At 69.9% G+C, this 15,803-nt stretch carries 12 protein-coding genes; 2 read left to right on the top strand and 10 right to left on the bottom strand.

What is annotated here, in order from left to right; translation table 11 throughout:
* Positions 1-215 precede the first annotated feature (215 nt).
* From ACZ3I4_RS45840 to ACZ3I4_RS45805, 8 genes are all read right to left on the bottom strand, one after another.
* Positions 216-3,773, bottom strand: coding sequence for a tetratricopeptide repeat protein (locus ACZ3I4_RS45840; RefSeq protein WP_465388462.1), 3,558 nt, complete (start codon positions 3,771-3,773; stop codon positions 216-218).
* Positions 3,774-4,103: 330 nt separating this feature from the next.
* Entirely contained in the window at positions 4,104-4,580 is a 477-nt protein-coding gene (locus ACZ3I4_RS45835) for a MauE/DoxX family redox-associated membrane protein (protein ID WP_465388461.1), read from the bottom strand.
* 2 nt (positions 4,581-4,582) lie between these two features.
* A complete protein-coding gene (locus ACZ3I4_RS45830) occupies positions 4,583-4,885 on the bottom strand; it encodes a S24/S26 family peptidase (protein ID WP_465388460.1) in 303 nt (100 codons plus the stop codon).
* Positions 4,882-6,663 (bottom strand): ABC transporter ATP-binding protein, encoded by a 1,782-nt coding sequence (locus ACZ3I4_RS45825; RefSeq protein ID WP_465388459.1) that lies wholly within the window; start codon positions 6,661-6,663, stop codon positions 4,882-4,884. Before ACZ3I4_RS45825 ends, ACZ3I4_RS45830 begins: the two co-directional genes overlap by 4 nt.
* Complete coding sequence (locus ACZ3I4_RS45820) at positions 6,660-7,151, bottom strand: hypothetical protein (RefSeq protein WP_465388458.1); 492 nt, start codon at positions 7,149-7,151, stop codon at positions 6,660-6,662. Before ACZ3I4_RS45820 ends, ACZ3I4_RS45825 begins: the two co-directional genes overlap by 4 nt.
* 63 nt (positions 7,152-7,214) lie before the next feature.
* The gene (locus ACZ3I4_RS45815) at positions 7,215-7,451 is read right to left on the bottom strand and encodes a hypothetical protein (RefSeq protein ID WP_465388457.1); all 237 of its coding nucleotides are present in this window, start codon (positions 7,449-7,451) and stop codon (positions 7,215-7,217) included.
* A 60-nt stretch (positions 7,452-7,511) separates the two neighbouring features.
* Positions 7,512-10,472: an AfsR/SARP family transcriptional regulator gene (locus ACZ3I4_RS45810; protein WP_465388456.1), complete on the bottom strand. Its 2,961-nt coding sequence runs from the start codon at positions 10,470-10,472 to the stop codon at positions 7,512-7,514.
* A gap of 54 nt (positions 10,473-10,526) precedes the next feature.
* Entirely contained in the window at positions 10,527-11,132 is a 606-nt protein-coding gene (locus ACZ3I4_RS45805) for a TetR/AcrR family transcriptional regulator (protein ID WP_465388455.1), read from the bottom strand.
* Between the two features lie 124 nt (positions 11,133-11,256).
* Here ACZ3I4_RS45805 and ACZ3I4_RS45800 point away from each other — a divergent pair, with 124 nt between their 5' ends.
* Positions 11,257-11,943 (top strand): SDR family NAD(P)-dependent oxidoreductase, encoded by a 687-nt coding sequence (locus ACZ3I4_RS45800; RefSeq protein ID WP_465388510.1) that lies wholly within the window; start codon positions 11,257-11,259, stop codon positions 11,941-11,943.
* A 270-nt stretch (positions 11,944-12,213) separates the two neighbouring features.
* Positions 12,214-13,422 carry a pectate lyase gene (locus tag ACZ3I4_RS45795; RefSeq protein WP_465388454.1) on the top strand — a complete coding sequence of 403 codons (1,209 nt, stop codon included), beginning with the start codon at positions 12,214-12,216 and terminating at the stop codon, positions 13,420-13,422.
* Between the two features lie 116 nt (positions 13,423-13,538).
* On the opposite strand, the gene ACZ3I4_RS45790 is transcribed toward ACZ3I4_RS45795, so the two are convergent.
* On the bottom strand, positions 13,539-14,909 hold the full coding sequence (locus ACZ3I4_RS45790; RefSeq protein ID WP_465388453.1) for a GH1 family beta-glucosidase: 1,371 nt from the start codon (positions 14,907-14,909) through the stop codon (positions 13,539-13,541).
* Positions 14,906-15,802, bottom strand: a complete 897-nt coding sequence (locus tag ACZ3I4_RS45785; protein ID WP_465388452.1) for a carbohydrate ABC transporter permease — start codon at positions 15,800-15,802, stop codon at positions 14,906-14,908. Before ACZ3I4_RS45785 ends, ACZ3I4_RS45790 begins: the two co-directional genes overlap by 4 nt.
* Between the last annotated feature and the right edge of the window lies 1 nt (position 15,803).

Below are 15,803 nucleotides of genomic sequence, written 5' to 3'. Positions count from 1 at the left end.
CAACGTCCGATGCCGGTCGTCGGCGCAGGCTTCCCCTGCCGCTCGAATGACGTTGCCGCACGCCGCCTGTTGCTGGGAGTGCCCGCTGTTACCTGGGTGTGGCAGAACCACCTTGAACGTCGGCGGTCCGGCGAGGCTTGCGCAAGCCTCGACTCGCCGACCACCGTTTGTGCGCCAGAGCCGCTTTCTTGACAGACCCAGCTCGGGGACTACTGCTAAGGCAGTCTTTTCAGACCGTCGAAGAACGCGGCGATGTTCAATGTGCCGCCGGTTCGGGAGTCGAGAGCGACCGCGTTACGCCGGACCGATGGGAAACCGGCCGGGAGGTGGCCGAAGTCTGCCCAGGCGAGGGCGGTCACCACGAAATCGCCAAGCCACCTAACAAGATCGTTCGAGGTTTCTCGCGGAGGGAGACCCCTGGCGAGAGTGCTTAGTCCCTGCCGGGTCTGTACGAATGTCCCGGTCATCATGGCGATCTTCATGGCTTCCAGCGGGACCAGCATCAGCGAGCTGTGGCCAACCGGGTCCACGGTGCCGCACAGCTTGATGATCTCCGCGGCGATTTCCCACAGTTCGCCGATTTTGCCGAGCTCGGCACAGATCCCGACAGCGGCAAGCTTCACCAGCTCGTACGGATTCCAGTACTCACCGCTCGCGTAGATGGCGGCCGCTGCGTCGCAATGCTCAAGCGCCTCTGCCACGGCGCCGGCTTCGACCAGAATCCCCGCAAGATCGCGATGGAAATCGGCCTGTTTCATCGGTTCGTCGAGCAGACGGGACTGATCGAGGCCCATGGTGGCGTAATGCCGCGCCAAGTCGAGATCACCGAGTGCAGCGTGGATGACCCCCAAGTGGCCGATCACGGTCATTTCGCGACGCTCGTCGTTGGCGCGGCGGGCCAGTCCCAGCGCCTCGGTGGCCGTGTCGATCGCCGCCCGGTGCTCGCCGGCAGCATGCAGTACGAGACTCTCGTCCAGCTTGAAGATCGATTGCTGGACTACGTTCTGCAGTTCGACGGCCCGCGCGAAACCATCCCGGGCGTACCGCAGCGCTCTGGTGTAGTCGCCCTGTCGCCGGTGGAGCTGCCCGAGCAGCCCGTCGATCTCCATCTGCCCTTGAACGCTCTGCGCTGTCACGAAGGCTTCCCGGGCCGACAACGCCAGTTGGAGGCATCTCGCGATGTCGTCGCCCGCCTTCGCCAACTCCGCCGAACGCTGAAGGAAAACACCCCGGCCGAAGACCGTCGCATAGCGGAGGCCGCGATCATAGAAAGCAAGAGCACCGCCGATGGTGCCGACTTTCTCAGTGATCCCTCCAGCGTGCCCGTACAGCAGGGTCCGCCGTTCGTCCTTGCCGGCATCCGGCAGGTCGATGCGGTCGAGCGTGGCCTCGACGGCGGGCAGAATGTCACCAAGCCGGTCCGGGTAAGCCCGCAACGGAGCCCGATGCGCGTCCAACACACGAAGCTCGTCGAGCAGGGCATCGAGATAGTCGACGGTGTCCTGGAGCGCGGTGGCGGCCACCAGGTCCAGATTCGCACGCGCGTTGCGGTACAAGAGCAGCGCCAATTGCTCACCGGTGTCGGGCTTCAGGGCGGCTCTCAACAGGACCCGGCCGGCGAACAAGACTTCCCGGCCGATGGTCGTCCGCCGGCCAGGCTGGTGCTCGAGCCGGCCGTTGGCGGTACCGGCATACACGTACGCCCGGGTTATCTGCTCAGGAAGACCGGTATCGACCAGAGCATCGGCCACCCTTTCTCCGCCTGTCGTGATTCGGTCGATAACCCTGCGACCGTAGTTGGCGGCCAGCCTCGCGGGAATGTTCCACAACGTGCCGAGGTACCCGCGCGCTCCCGTCAGCATGAACTCACGACCAACACCCGTCCACGACTGGCACGAGTTATTGAAGATGATCGGCCGATGCGGGAACCGCAGGAACTGAGTTATGAAGGTCCTATCCATCGGGATATCGCCCAGCAGGATCGCATCGTCGGATCCGTGGGTGTTGAAGAAGACGAACTCCGCGGGCAGCTCGTGAGCCAGCCGCATCAGATTCTGCGGACTCGCGTCGTCGCCGTCGAGAAGCACCGGTTGGGTGAGATGGGTGTCGACCGCACGCATGACGTCCGGAGTTTCCGAGTCATGGAAATAGCCGGGATCAAGGACCAGCCCGAAGGCCGTTGCCGCCCGGCGCATCGCACTGGCGTAAAGCTCACCTAGAACGACCAGGGCCGGTTCACCCACCACATGCCCGATCGGCTTTGTTGACCAACCGCGGCTTGCGCGCCGCACGAACGTGTACGGCAGCCCGCTCGTGAAGACCGTGACCCGCCGGTCGCCGACCTCCTCGAGCACCCGCTCCGGCACTTGGGCGGTGACAGCCCGCTCCACCGCGCCGAGGGAGGCCTGCCACGCCGCCGCTCCGGGAATGACGTTCTCCCGGTGGGCGTCGACCGCTCGCTGCACCTCGGTGAGATCAGGCTCAGGAATCACCACAAGGCGCGCACGGCGATGGTGGGCGTAGCACACGGCAAGAAGGTCACCCGCCACACCACGGTCCTCGATGAGCACCGCTTCGTCCGTTGCGGGCACGGCGCCGGGCGGCGCGGGCGGCGATCCCGGCTCGGGCCGCAACGGTCTGCCGGTGTCCAGCGCGACGGACAGTGCGACCAGCAAGTCTTCGGGACGGTTCGGATCCACTGCTATGAACGGCGGAGCAGGACTCAGGAGTCGCCGGACCTGGTCGGCGAAAATGCCGGGGTCCGGCCCGGGCAGAAGAAAGAGCCGCTCCTGACTTTCTACCATCTCTGTCTTCCCGGATTCGCCGTGGCCCTGGACCGCCCGGAACGATTCCCAATGGTCATGCAAGCTGGGATCGACAGTCTGGAGGTCGCCGGGCGCGGGCTCGAAGAGGAAAATCACCCGCGTGATCCGGACGGCCGACAGGATCTGATCGACCTGCGCGTTGTGCAACATCCATGACCGATATGGCGTCAACTCCTCCCGCAGTCGCCGGGTTCGGGCAGACAAGTCCAGCGCTTGGGCACGGAACTCGACATCGTCTGCGGTCGAGATCTCGCGGCGGGCCAGAGGCGTGCCGTTGAGGGCCTGCGACTGCTTGTGAGCGTCCTCGTACCGGCGATGGCACTGGATGTACTCGACGGCACTCATCGGCGGTTCGGGAACAGCGATTACCGGCGTGAACCGAGCAGCCGGCAGGCAGGAGAGGACAACGGCAGCCTCAAGCCGCTGATCGGGTCGGCAGACGATCACCGTGTCGCCGAACGCAAACCTCGGAACGCTCGTCACGGCGATTGCGATCTCACACTCGCCCGTCGGAAGGTTCAGGGCGACCCCAACCCCGCCGATCTGCGGCGACAGATCACCGCAATCGATAGTCACGGCGGTGTCCTCGTCGAGCCGGGAGGTGACCACACGCCCATCGACCGTTGCCGACGTCGTGAAAGCGAGACCCCACCGAGCCGGCGCCGCCAACCGGAACCTCAGCCGCAGCTGACCCACGACCTCGTCCCCCGTGGAGGTCTGCGTGAGTTCGATCCCTCGCTCACCGCAGCCGAGTCGCTGCTCCATCCGCAGCGTCGAGCTGTCCATGGCCGGATAGGGCGCGTCGGTCACCTCGACGGACGAGTCCAGCCACTCGCCGAGCAGGATCTCTTCCTTGAGGTGCACGTCAAGCCGGGCACATGTCAACAACCCGTCCTGGTATCCAAATTCGACATTGTTCGGGAAGCCGAACCACACCATGTCGCTCACGCGACACACCCGCCAAGCACCGGGTGTAATCCGAGGCTGTCGGAGGTAAGCAACGCCTCCGCGTACTGTTGGCGGGCCTCGGTCCACATCTCGTTCCGGTGATGGAGCTGTCGCGCATCCGCGTGGCGGCGGGCGCGTTTCAGAGTGCCGTCGGCCATGCCACCATCTTGGGAGCGGTCGCGCCGCCGCGGCATGATGCGATCGGCCCAACTGTTCCGGGAGCAGTCGGACGGAGTTCCGGAATGCCTGCAGCTCGACCCGGTTGAGCTGGGCAGTTGAGGCGGGCCACTGCACCGCCGTACACCCGCGGCCGGGTGTTGCCATGGCAGATCAGGCGAACAGGAAACGCAGGTCGTCGAGCATGACGATCAGCCCGCCGGCGACCAGCCCGGCGACGGCCGCCAGGACGCCGGCGGCCGGGCTGACCGGGCCGGGCGTGGCCAGCGTGCCCAGCGCCGCCACGGCGATCAGGAAGGCGTTGCGCCAGATGTGGTGCCGGCCCAGCGGCGCCGAGGACCGTCCGAAGCAACGGCAGGGCTTGGCTTGGCCGCGGCGCAATGCCCGGGCGACGGCTACCGCGAAGGCCAGCAGCAGCAGGATGGCGAGGGGGAAGCCGGCCGCCGGCCGGACCGCCACCAGGCCGGCGACGCCGATCTCGCCGGCCAGGACCAGCGCCGCGAGCGGCGCGGCAGGCCGGAATCCCAGGTCGCCGACCGAGGTCACGAAGGCCGGGTAATCGGTGGCTTTGCCGAGCACCGCGGCCACGAAGACCAGGCCGATCAGGAACTGGCAGGCTACGACGGTCACGCTCATCTTCTGCGCCTCACTACTCCGAGAATTGCCGTGCCGGGCACCGCGCCGAAGTGCCGCGAGTCCTGGCTGCGGGGGTTGTCGCCGCGTACCGTGACCGAGCCGTCCGGGGCTACCGCCGCCGCCCGTTTCACCATCCAGGTCACGTCGGCCCGCGGCACCACCTCGCGGGCGCGGAAGACGACGAGGTCGCCGGGGGCAGGCCGTTGTCCCACCCGTACGAGCAGCTTGTCGCCGTCCCGCAGGGTGGGTGTCATGCTCTCGCCCCGGACGAGGATCAGGCGCCACCATCGGCGGATCACGGCGTCGCCAACTGGTAGCCGCTGGCCTGCAGAGTGAACAGGCGAGAGTAGTCGCCGCCGGTCGTCATCAGCTCGTCGTGGCTGCCGGCCTCGGCGACCCGCCCGGCGGCCAGCACCAGGATCCGGTCGGCGTCGCGCAGGGTGCTGAGCCGGTGCGAGATCAGCAGTCCCGTGCGACCCTGGCGGACTCGCGCGAGGGAGGCGTTCACCCGGCTCTCCGCCTCGGCGTCCAGTCCCGAGCTGGGCTCGTCCAGGATCAGCAGGTCGGCGTCGGCGCGCATCAGGGACCGGGCCAGGGCCACCCGCTGCCACTGCCCGCCGGAGAGCGTCACACCGGTCTCGCCTTGCTCGTCGGTGAAGCTGCGGCTGAGCATCGTGCGGTAGCCGTTCGGCAGGCCGGCCAGCCGGTCGTGCACCTCCGCCTCGGTCGCCGCCTGCTGGACCGCCTCCGGCGAGTAGGGCAGCCGCCCGATCCCCACGTTCTCCTCGGCGGTCAGGTCGTAGCACATGAAATCCTGGAAGACCGCGCCCAGCCGGGCCCGCAGCGTCGCCACGTCGAACTCGCGCAGGTCGACGCCGTCCCAGGTGATTCGGCCGCGCTGCGGGTCGTAGAACCGGCAGAGCAGTTTGACCAGCGTGCTCTTCCCGGCGCCGTTGACGCCGACCAACCCGGTGGCGCGGCCCGCCGGGATGGTGAGGTCGAGGCCGCGCAGCGCCCACGGACCTTCCTCGTCGTAGCGGAACCACACGTCCTCGAAGCGGATCTCCGCGCGCAGCGGCGGCGCCACGAGCGTGCCGTCGGCCAGGTCGGCGGGGCCGTGCACGATGGCGGCGTAGTGCCGGAACAGCCGCAGGGAGCCGCCCACCTCGCCGAGCTGGGCGGCTATGCCGGACAGGCCGCTCTGCACGGCGCTGACCGCGGCCAGGAAGATGGTCAGGTCGCCGAGGGTGAGGCTGCCGCGAAGCACCGCGGCGACCACGGTCACGGTGCCGATCAGGGCCACGGCTGCGCTGGCCAGCGCCCAACCCGCCGATACGAGGGCGGCGTGCCGCTGCGCGCCCAGCTCGATCCGGCCGGCCCGGCGCAGCGCGCCGGTGAGCCGGCCGTGGAAGAACCCGCCCAGCTGGTACAGCCGCACCTCGCGGACCGCCCGCAGGTCGGTCAGCAGCCCTTGGTAGAGGAACCGGATCCGGTAGAGGTTGTTGGCCTCTTCGGTCGCGCGGGCGGAGCGCCGGGCCAGGGCGAGCTGGATGGCGAATTCCGGCCCGGCCACGGCCAGGACCAGCAGGCCGGCCGGTGGCCACAGGGTAAGCAGGACCCCGGCGAAACTGGCGATGGTGACCAGGCTCTGCGCGCTGCCGACGGCGAACATGACGACCGTGTACGGCGCCTGCTCGGCCGCCTGCTGCGCCAGCATGAGCCGGTCGCGGAAGGCCGGCTGCTCGAACGGGGCCAGCCCCAGGAAGGCGTTGACCCGAGCGTAGAGAGACACGTTTGCGGCAATGCCGACGGCGTTCTGCACCACAGTGGTCAGGTAGGAGACCAGACGATTGGCCGCCGTGGCCAGCGCGACCAGGGTGGCCGCGAGGACGGCGTATCGGATGGCCTGGCCGGTCTGCGCGCCGGGGCCCCGCCCGATCTCGTCGAGCAGCAGCTTGGTGCACCAGGCCGCGCCGACGGGTAGGGCCGCACTGCCCAGCATGAGAGCGATCAGGCAGCTCAAGGCGGTCGGATGCGCCCCGGCGCCCAGCCGCAGCGCGGCGCGCAGCGTCGTCACCGCCGGACCCGTACCCGGGCCGGAAGCTCGTGCCCCACCCGGGTGACCACCCCGTCCTCCAGGGACAGCACGGCCGGGAATCCCGTCACCTCGAACGCGGACTGCGCCAGGCCCTCGCCGACCGAGATGACCTGGTATCCGGGCAGCCGGGCCGCGATCGGGGCCAGCTCGTCGGGCTCGCCGACCACGCAGACCAGCCCGTCGCGGGCGTAGTCGTCCGCGCTGGACTCCAGCACGCCGAGCAGCTTCTGGCAGGGCGGGCAGGTCGGCGTGATCATGATGACCGTGCGCCGGCCGCGGGCCAGGTCGCCGGCCTGTGGCAGCGGCCCGACGGTGAAGCCGACCGCCGGCAGGATGCCCGGCGCGGTGGCCTCGACCGGCCCGGCCGCGACGTCGCGCAGCCGCCGGATCACGGCCAGGGTCAGGGCAAGATTGAGAATCGTGATCGCGCCGATCAGCGTCAGCGCACCCGCGGTGATGCCGGACATGGCGTCCTCTCCAAGGTAGGGAGGGGGCCGCGCCGGGCGGCGCGGCCCCGCGAGAGCGCTGGATCAGCAGGCGCCGGACTTCTTGGTGTAACAGACCGGGTCGGACGTCCTGGCCGAGCAGGTTCCGCTGCAGCTGTACGAGCTCCGCCGGTAGTACCAGAAGTAGTTGCCGCCGGAGCAGTAGCCGTTGGAAATGGCGCAACAGGACTGGCCGTGCTCCGGCACGCAGGCGCCGGCCTCCTCCTTGCCGAGCAGGGCGCCGAGCATCACGTCGCCGAACCGGGTCATCACCTTGGTCATGCCAAACCTCCGTGTCGGGGAACAACTTGCCCCGTCACTGTGCCGCCGGCCGCTGCGGATCTACTGCGGATCGGCTGCGGCCGCGTCCCGGTCCCAGGTACGCAGCAGTTCGCGCAGCTCGACCGCATCCTCGGCGGCGAACTGGTCGAAGATGGCCAGTGCCTCCCGGCCCAGCGCGACCGCAGCCGCGTGCTCGCCCAGGGCGGCCCGGGCCTGGGCCAGCAGGGCCAGCGACCGGGCCAGCGTGAACGGCTTCTGACAGGCTCGCAGGATGGCCACCGAGGACTCCAGCTCGACCGCCGCCCGGCCGGCCTCGCCCTCGCCGAGCAGCAGGTTGCCGAGCAGCCGCTGGGAGACACCCTGGCCCCAGACGTAGCGCATGTCCCGGAACGCGGCCGACACCCGGGCCAGCAACGCGCGGGCCGCCTCGGTGTCCCCGGTGGCGACGTGCACGGAGGCCAGCGCCTGTTCGGCGACCGTCATGGAGAGTTTGTCGCCGAGGCCGCGGTGCACGGCGACAGCCAGGCGCAAGTGGTGGGCGGCGAGCGGCCAGTTGCCGTCCTGGCGGTGCACGACTCCGGTGGTCTCGTGCACCAGGGCCTGACCCCAGCTGTCGCCGCAGCGCTCGAGGAACTCGTCGGCAGCCCGCAGAAGCCAGTGGTTGAAGGGGGTGTGCCGCTGGAACTGCCCGAAGTGCTGGCCCGCGACGAGCAGGCTGTAGCCGATGACCGGCTCGGCGACCTGCCGCCCGGCGCAGCGGCCGAAGGCGAGCCCCAGCGCCGCCTCGGCCCGGCGCATGTCGCCCAGATGCCGGCTGCACAGGGCGTACGTGAGCGCAGCCATGACCTGATGGTCCGGCAGCAGGCCGCGACCGTCCCGGTAGGCCGCGCGCAGCAGCGGCATCGCCTCGGCGATCCGGTCCGTCATCCGCGCGGCCGCCGCCAGCCCCAGCTGCACCGACACCCTGGTCGGTACGGTCAGGCCCGACGGCTCGGCCAGGATCGCCCGCAGCGTGTCCGCCCATTCGGGCAGGTGGCTCTCCCGCATCAGGGCGAAGCCGCCCATCGCGTAGGCCAGCCGGCCCGCCAGGTCGGCCTGCCCGAGCGCCAGCAGATCGGACGCGGCGGCGGTGAGGTTTTCCCGCTCGTCCTCGAACCAGGCCAGCGCGGCCGGCACCGTCAGGTCCGAGGTGACCGTACGCGTTGCGGGGAAGTGCCGGCAGGGCAGCGCCGCGCCGGCGCGCTCGGCCTGCCGGAGCAGACGCTCGTACCAGCGCACCAGCTCGTCGTCGTCCGGCTCGGCCCGTTCGCGCGCGTGCAGCCGCACCAGGTCGTGCATCCGGACCCGGCCGTCGCCGTACGCGGTCAGCATCTGCGCCCGGCAGAGCTGGTCCAGCAGGTGCTCGTCGTCCGGGTCGGCGGTGCTGAAGCTGCGTAACGACGTACGGCTCAGCACCCCGAGCAGCCGGGCCGCGGCCGGCCGCAGCCGTTCGAAACCGACCGTGAAGCTGCTCCGTACGTCCAGCTCGCCCATCGACAGCTCGTCGAGGCGGCGCCGCTCGACCCGCAGCCGGTCGCGCAGGTGGGCGATGGTCATCGTTTCCCGTTCGGCCAGCCGTACGCCCGCGATCCGCAGCGCCAGCGGCAGGCCGCCACAAAGCTCGACCACCTGCGCGGCCGCCCGGTTCTCGCGCCCGACACGCTCCGCGCTGGCCAGGTTGGCCAGCAAGGCCAGGCCGTCTGCCAGCGGCAGCACGTCGAGCGGCAGGGCGGTGGCCCCGGGCAGGGCGCTCAACCCGGCTGTGGTCGTGATGAGCGTCGTGTTGGGGCCGGGCGGCAGCAGCGGCCGCACCTGCGTGACGCTCGCGGCGCTGTCCAGCAGCACCAGGGTCCGCCGATCGGCGAGGACCGAGCGGTACAGCGCGGCCCGCTCGTCCAACTCCGCCGGGATGGCCTGGCTGGTCACCCCGAGGGCGCGCAGGAACGCGGCCAGAACGGCGGCCGGATCGGCTGGGCTCGTGGTGTTGCCGCGCAGGTCGGCGAAGAGGCTGCCGGCCGGGAACCGGTTACGGTGCTCGTGCGCCGCACGCAGCGCGAGGGTGGTCTTGCCCGTGCCGGCCAGCCCGGCCACGACGATCACCTGCGCGGCGCCGGCCACCTCCGGCGTGTACGCCAGCAGGGAACGCAGATGGTCCAGCTCCTTGTCGCGGCCGACGAAGTCGCCGATCACGGCCGGCAGCTGTTGCGGGCGGTACAGCCGGGCCGGCTGCGGCTCCGGCGCCCGGTCCTCGGCCAGAATCCGGTCGTGCAGGTGGCGCAGCTCCGGGCCGGGGTCGAGCCCGTGCTCGTCGGCCAGCAGGCGGGCGCCGGCCCGGTACACCGCCAGCGCCTCGGCCTCGCGGCCACCGCGCTGCAGGGCGACCATGAGCTGGCCCCGCAGGCGCTGCCGCAGCGGCCGGTCCTTGACGCTCTTCATCAGCTCGGGGACCAGCTCGCGGTGCAGGCCGAGGGAGAGCTGCGCCTCGAAACGTTCCTCCAGCGCGTGTTCCCGCAGCTCGTGCAGGCGGTCACGCTCGAAGTCGACCAGGGAGGCACGCACGTCCACGAAGGCGTCGTCGCGCCACCGGGCCAGGGCCTGGGTCAGCAGGTCGACGGCGAGCCGGGGGTTGGCCTCGGCGGTCTGCCGGCTGGCCAGCCGGACCTCGTCGGCGAATTCCCGGGAGTCGAGCACCGGCGCCGCCCCGAGCAGATATCCGGGCGGACGGGTGGTGATCAGGGCGTGCCCGGCGAGCTTGCGCAGCGACGCCACCAGCGCCTGGACCCGGTTGCGGGCCCCGGTCGGCGGGCGGCCGTCCCACAGCCCGTCGGCCAGCCGGTCCACGGCGACGATTCGTCCACTGTGCCCGGCCAGGACGGCCAGCAGCGTGCGCTCAAGCGGTGGCAGAGCCACCGCGGACCCGTCGACGATCAGCTCCACCGGACCGAGCACGCTGATCCGGACCGGCTCTCGGGTAGGTTGCACCGCGCAAAGCTAACGCGACCGGACAAGGACGCGAGGTCGCGCCGGGATCAGGGCCTACCGGGGCCAGCCATGTAGTGCCATGTCGGCCACCAGCTGGAGTTCGTCACGGCTGGATCCGCCGGCGGCCTGGACAGCGATCCCGTTGGCCACGGTCATGAGATATCGGGCGAGCAGGGCGGGATCGGCGCCGGCCGGCAGGTCACCGTCGTCGAGGGCGCGCTGGAATCGGTCCCGCAGGTGGGCGACGCCCTCCTGACGCCAGGCGGCGAGGGTGTCGCGGGCCGGGCGGCCGGCCTCGCCTGCGGCCAGTGAGCCCTGTACGCCCAGGCATCCGGCGGGGCAGTCGGGGCGCGTGGTGGAACGGACCGCACCGCCGAGGTAGGCCGTAGCCACTTCTCTGGCGGTCGCCTGCGTCAGAGCCCGGGCGAAGTAGGACGCCGGGCCCTCGGTGTAGCGCTCCAGCGCCTTGCGGAACAGGTCCTGCTTGTTGCCGAAGGCCCGGTACATGCTCGTGCGGTTGATGCCCATCGCGCCGGTCAGGTCGTCCAGGCTGGAGCCCTCGTAGCCCTGGGCCCAGAAGACCACCATCGCCCGTTCGAGAGCCTCGTCGGCGTCGAACCCTCGTGGTCTACCGATCGGTGTCGTTCGTTCACTGCCCACGAGCTCAGCCTATCTCTTCGGTACCGCTCGGTTCCGAAGTGCTATGGTGGCATTCGGCACCGATCGGTGCCGAAGTCTTTGGAGGTAGACGCATGGGGCAAGTAGTTCTCGTCACCGGAGGAACATCGGGCATCGGCCTGAGCCTCGCCGAGGCGTTGCTGGAAGAGGAGCCTCCGTGGTCGTGTGCGGCCGATCACAAGCAGCCCTCGATCGCTTCACCCAGGCTCACCCGCAGGCCCTGGCCGTCCAGGCCGATGTGACAGACGCGGAAGCGAGAGCCGCCATGCTCGATGCGATCGCCGAACGGTTCGGGCGGCTGGATGTGTTGATCAACAATGCCGGCACGTTCGTCGAGCGGGATTTCACCGCGGTCGACAACGCCACCGCGGCCCTCGACCAGGAGATCGACCTGAATCTGGCGGCACCCATCCACCTGACCGGCGAGGTGTTGCAGCGCTGGCCCGCCCTGGCCGCGATCGTCTTCGTCACCTCCGGCTTCGCTCTGGTCTCGCCGACCCGCGCACCGACCTACGGCGCCGTCAAAGCCGGGTTGCACGGCTTCGCCGACGGCCTGCGCCGACAGCTCGCACCGCAGGGCACCCATGTGCTCGAGGTCCTTCCACCGACCACGGAAACACCGATGACCGCCGCCGCCACGGGTCCGAAACTGCAACCCGCCGAGGTCGCAGCAGTCACGCTCAAAGCACTCCGGCAACGCCGGCCGATGGCACTGCCGGGCCAGACCAAACTGATGCCGGCGATGCTCCGGATTGCCCCGGGCGCCCTCGGACGCATGGTCGCAAGACTCTGACCGCCGAGAACCGGCCACGCGGCTGCCTGATCATTGGACCCACCGACACGTCGTCGACCCTTGCGGAACCCGAAAAGGATCGGGGCGGCAGAGCCCGCTCCCCCGCCGGCCGCTCGCGTCAGACGGACAAATCATGACGCCGGATCGGCACGCTGCAAATCCTGCAACTCCTTGTGTACGCATCGATGGTTATCTAATGTCCCCAGGTAAGCGCTTTCCTGAGTTAGGAGGCGGTGGGGGGCAGACCTCGATGATGAAAGTGAGACAGCGATGAAACGATCAATCGCCGGACGATGGATAGCCGGGGCGGCGACCGCGGTCGCGAGCGCCGCGATCATGATGGCGCTTCCGTCGGCCCAGGCAATGGCCGCCGACAACCTGAGCATCGGTGCCGGCGCTGACGGTTCCAGCAAGGCCGGCGGCACGAGCTATGGCAACGTCAAGGACGGCAGCCTCAGCACCTATTGGGCGCCCAACGGCTCAACGGGCTACGTGTCGGTCAAGTGGGGCAGCGCCACGACGGTGTCCTCGGCGGCCATCCGATATGCCTCCGGCGGCGGTTCGATCAGTGCCTGGCGAGTGCTCAATGGCGACAACGGCGCCGTCCTGACCAGTGGCAGCGGAGCCCCCGGCACCATCTCCTTCGCCTCGACCTCGCTGAAGAAGCTCACCTTCGACATCACCGCCGCATCCGGCGCACCGCGGATCGCCGAGTTCGAGACCTACGGCAGTGGCGGCTCGAACCCGACCACCGGCCCGACCACCGGCCCCACGACGACCCCGCCGACCAGCAACCCGGGCACTCCGACTGGTTCGTGGCCGTCCTCGACGGGCTCGGTGAGCATCTCCGGCACGGTCAACGTGACGGGCACCTTCGACGGCGGCATGAAGACGTACTGCTGCATCGGTGACGGCTCGCAGAACGAGTCCCAGGATCCGATGTTCAAGATCGCGAACGGTGGCACGCTGCAAAACGTCATCATCGGCTCGCCCGCCGGTGACGGTGTGCACTGCGAGGGCACCTGCACCATCCGGAACGTGTGGTGGAACGACATCGGCGAGGACGCCGCGACGTTCAAGGGCACCGGAAACGGCACCAGCTACGTCATCGGCGGCGGCGCCCGGTCCGGCAGCGACAAGACCTTCCAGCACAACGGCAACGGCACCGTGAGCATCTCGGGCTTCTACCTGAGCGGCTCCGGAAAGCTGTACCGCGGCTGCGGTAACTGCACCACCTCGTACGAGCGCCACGTCAAGATCGACAACGTGCTGCTGAACGACATCGACATGGTCGCCGGCATCAACAGCAACTGGGGCGACACCGCCACCATGACCCGCGTCACGATCAGCAACAGCTCCAGCGTCGTCGTCTGCGGCAAGTACAAGGGCGTCGCCAAGGGCAGCGAGCCGAGCTACCTCGGCGAGGGCTGGAACGACGCCAATTGCAAGGTCAACCGGAGTGACGTCACCATCCGTTAACTCGGCGAAAACCCGCAGCGGGGTGCTCACCGATGGGTGAGCACCCCGCCGGCGTAGAACAACTACTACGCAAGGCCGGCGGGTGACCGAGTGCTCGGCGCCCGCCGACCGCGTCGTCACACGGTGGTGGCCTGCTGCTGGGCCAGCTGGTCGCGCAGCCAGTGGTAGCTGGCCCGCGGTGTGCGGTTTCCGGTCGGATAGTCCACATGGGCCAGGCCGAAGCGTGGACCGTAGCCCCGGGCCCACTCGAAGTTGTCGATGAGCGACCAGTAGAAGTAGCCGCGAAGGTCCACGCCGGCCTCGGCGGCGGCGGCCACGTGCGTGGCGATGAATCGGATGCGGTCCGGGTCCGCGCCGGGATCCTCGCGCACCTCGGCGACACCGTTCTCGGTGACGTAGATCGGGGGCAGGCCCGGGAAGCGGCCGGCGAGACCGGTCAGCGTGTCAGTCAGGCCGCGCGGCTCGATCGGCCAGCCCAGGTCGGTGACCGGCACGCCCTCGCGCGCCACGGAGCGTACGCCGATGTCGCAGGCGGTGCGCAGCGCCGGATCGGTCTGCTCGTACGGCGCGGCGGCGGCGTGGATCCGGTAGTAGTAGTTCACGCCGAGGAAGTCCAGCGGGGCGCCGATGAGCTCGAGATCGCCGGTGCGCCGGAACGACAGGTCGCTCACCCCGGCGTACAGCCGGTCGAACCCGTCCGGGTAGGCGCCGCCCAGCACCGGATCGGTGAACTGCCGGTTGACCAGCAGGTCCATCCGCCGCGCGGCTTCCCGGTCCGCCTCGGTGTTCGTGGCCGGCACGGCCGGGGACAGGTTGAGCGTGATGCCCACCCGGGCGCCCGGGCAGGCGGCCCGGACCGCCGCGACCGCCAACCCGTGCCCGACCAGCAGGTGATGGGCGGCCGCGAGCGCGCCGTGGCCCTCGGCGGCGCCCGGGGCGTGCCGGCCCTCGGCATAGCCGACGATCGACGAGCAGTACGGCTCGTTCAGCGTGATCCAGTCGCCCACCCGGTCGCCGAGCCGCCCGGCGGCCACGGAGGCGTACTCGGCGAAGCGCTCCGCCGTGTCCCGCACGCGCCAGCCGCCCCGGTCCTCGAGCGCCTGCGGCAGGTCCCAGTGGTAGAGCGTGACGAACGGCCGGATGCCGCGCTCGCACAGGGCGTCGACGAGCCGGTCGTAGTAGTCCAGCCCCGGCTTGTTCACCTCGCTCTCGCCCGACGGCACGATCCGCGGCCAGGCGATCGAGAATCGGTAGGCGCCCGCGCCCAGGCCGTCGAGCAGGTCCACGTCGTCGCGCCAGCGGTGGTAGCTGTCGCAGGCCACCGCCCCCGAGGTGCCGTCGGCGACAGCGCCCGGCCGCCGGCTGAACGTGTCCCAGATCGAGTCGCCACGGCCGTCTTCGGCCACCGCCCCCTCGATCTGGTAAGCCGCGGTGGCGGCGCCCCAGAGGAAACCGGCCGGCATCCGCGGCAGTTCCGAGTCCGTCATCCTTTGATCGCTCCTTGCATGATGCCGCCGACGATCTGCCGGCCGAGAACCATGAAGATCACCAGGATCGGCACGGTGGCCAGCAGCGTGCCGGTGAGGGTGAGGGTGTAGTCGGTGGTGTAGCCGCTGGCCAGCGAGGAGAGCGCGACCTGGACCGTGGCGTTGTTCTGCAGCACGACCAGCGGCCAGAAGAAGTCGTTCCACGCCTGCATGAAGGTGAACAGGCCGAGCACCGCGGCCGCGGGACGCGCCGCGGGCAGGACGACGTGCCAGAACAGGCCGAACGTGCTGCAGCCGTCGATCCGGCCGGCCTCCAGCAGTTCGTCGGGCACCGCGCGCCCGAGGTACTGGGTCATGAAGAAGACGCCGAACGCGGTGACCAGGCCGGGGACGATCACGGCGGCGAGCCGGTCGGTCCAGCCGAACTCGGCCATCAGCAGGTAGAGCGGGATGATGCCGAGCTGCTGCGGCACCACCGACGTGCCGATGGCGACGACGAGCAGCACCTTGCGGCCGCGGAAGCGCAGCTTGGCGAACGCGAAACCGGCCAGCGTCGAGAAGAACACCACGGAGAGGGTGACCGAGCCGCTGACGATGAACGAGTTGAGCAGCGCCTTGCCGAAGTCGGTGGAGTCGAAGACCCGCGCGATGTTGTCGAACAGGTGCCCGCCCGGAATCAGGACCGGCGGCACCTGGGCGACGGCGTCGCTGGTCTGCGAGGACACGACCAGCGACCAGTAGAGCGGGAACACCGATCCGGCTACGACCGCGAGCAGGGCGCCGTAGGTCCAGACTGAGCCTCTGCGCGGATAGCCGAACCCGCGGCGGCGAGGCCGGCGTTGCGGCGCCGGTGTCTCGGCGCGGGTGGACGGTGGGTCGGCGAGAACGGTCACG

It is taken from the genome of Actinoplanes sp. NPDC021490 (assembly GCF_055562135.1).
Note: the sequence above shows the minus strand (reverse complement) of the source record. Positions and strands in the feature narration are given on the sequence as shown.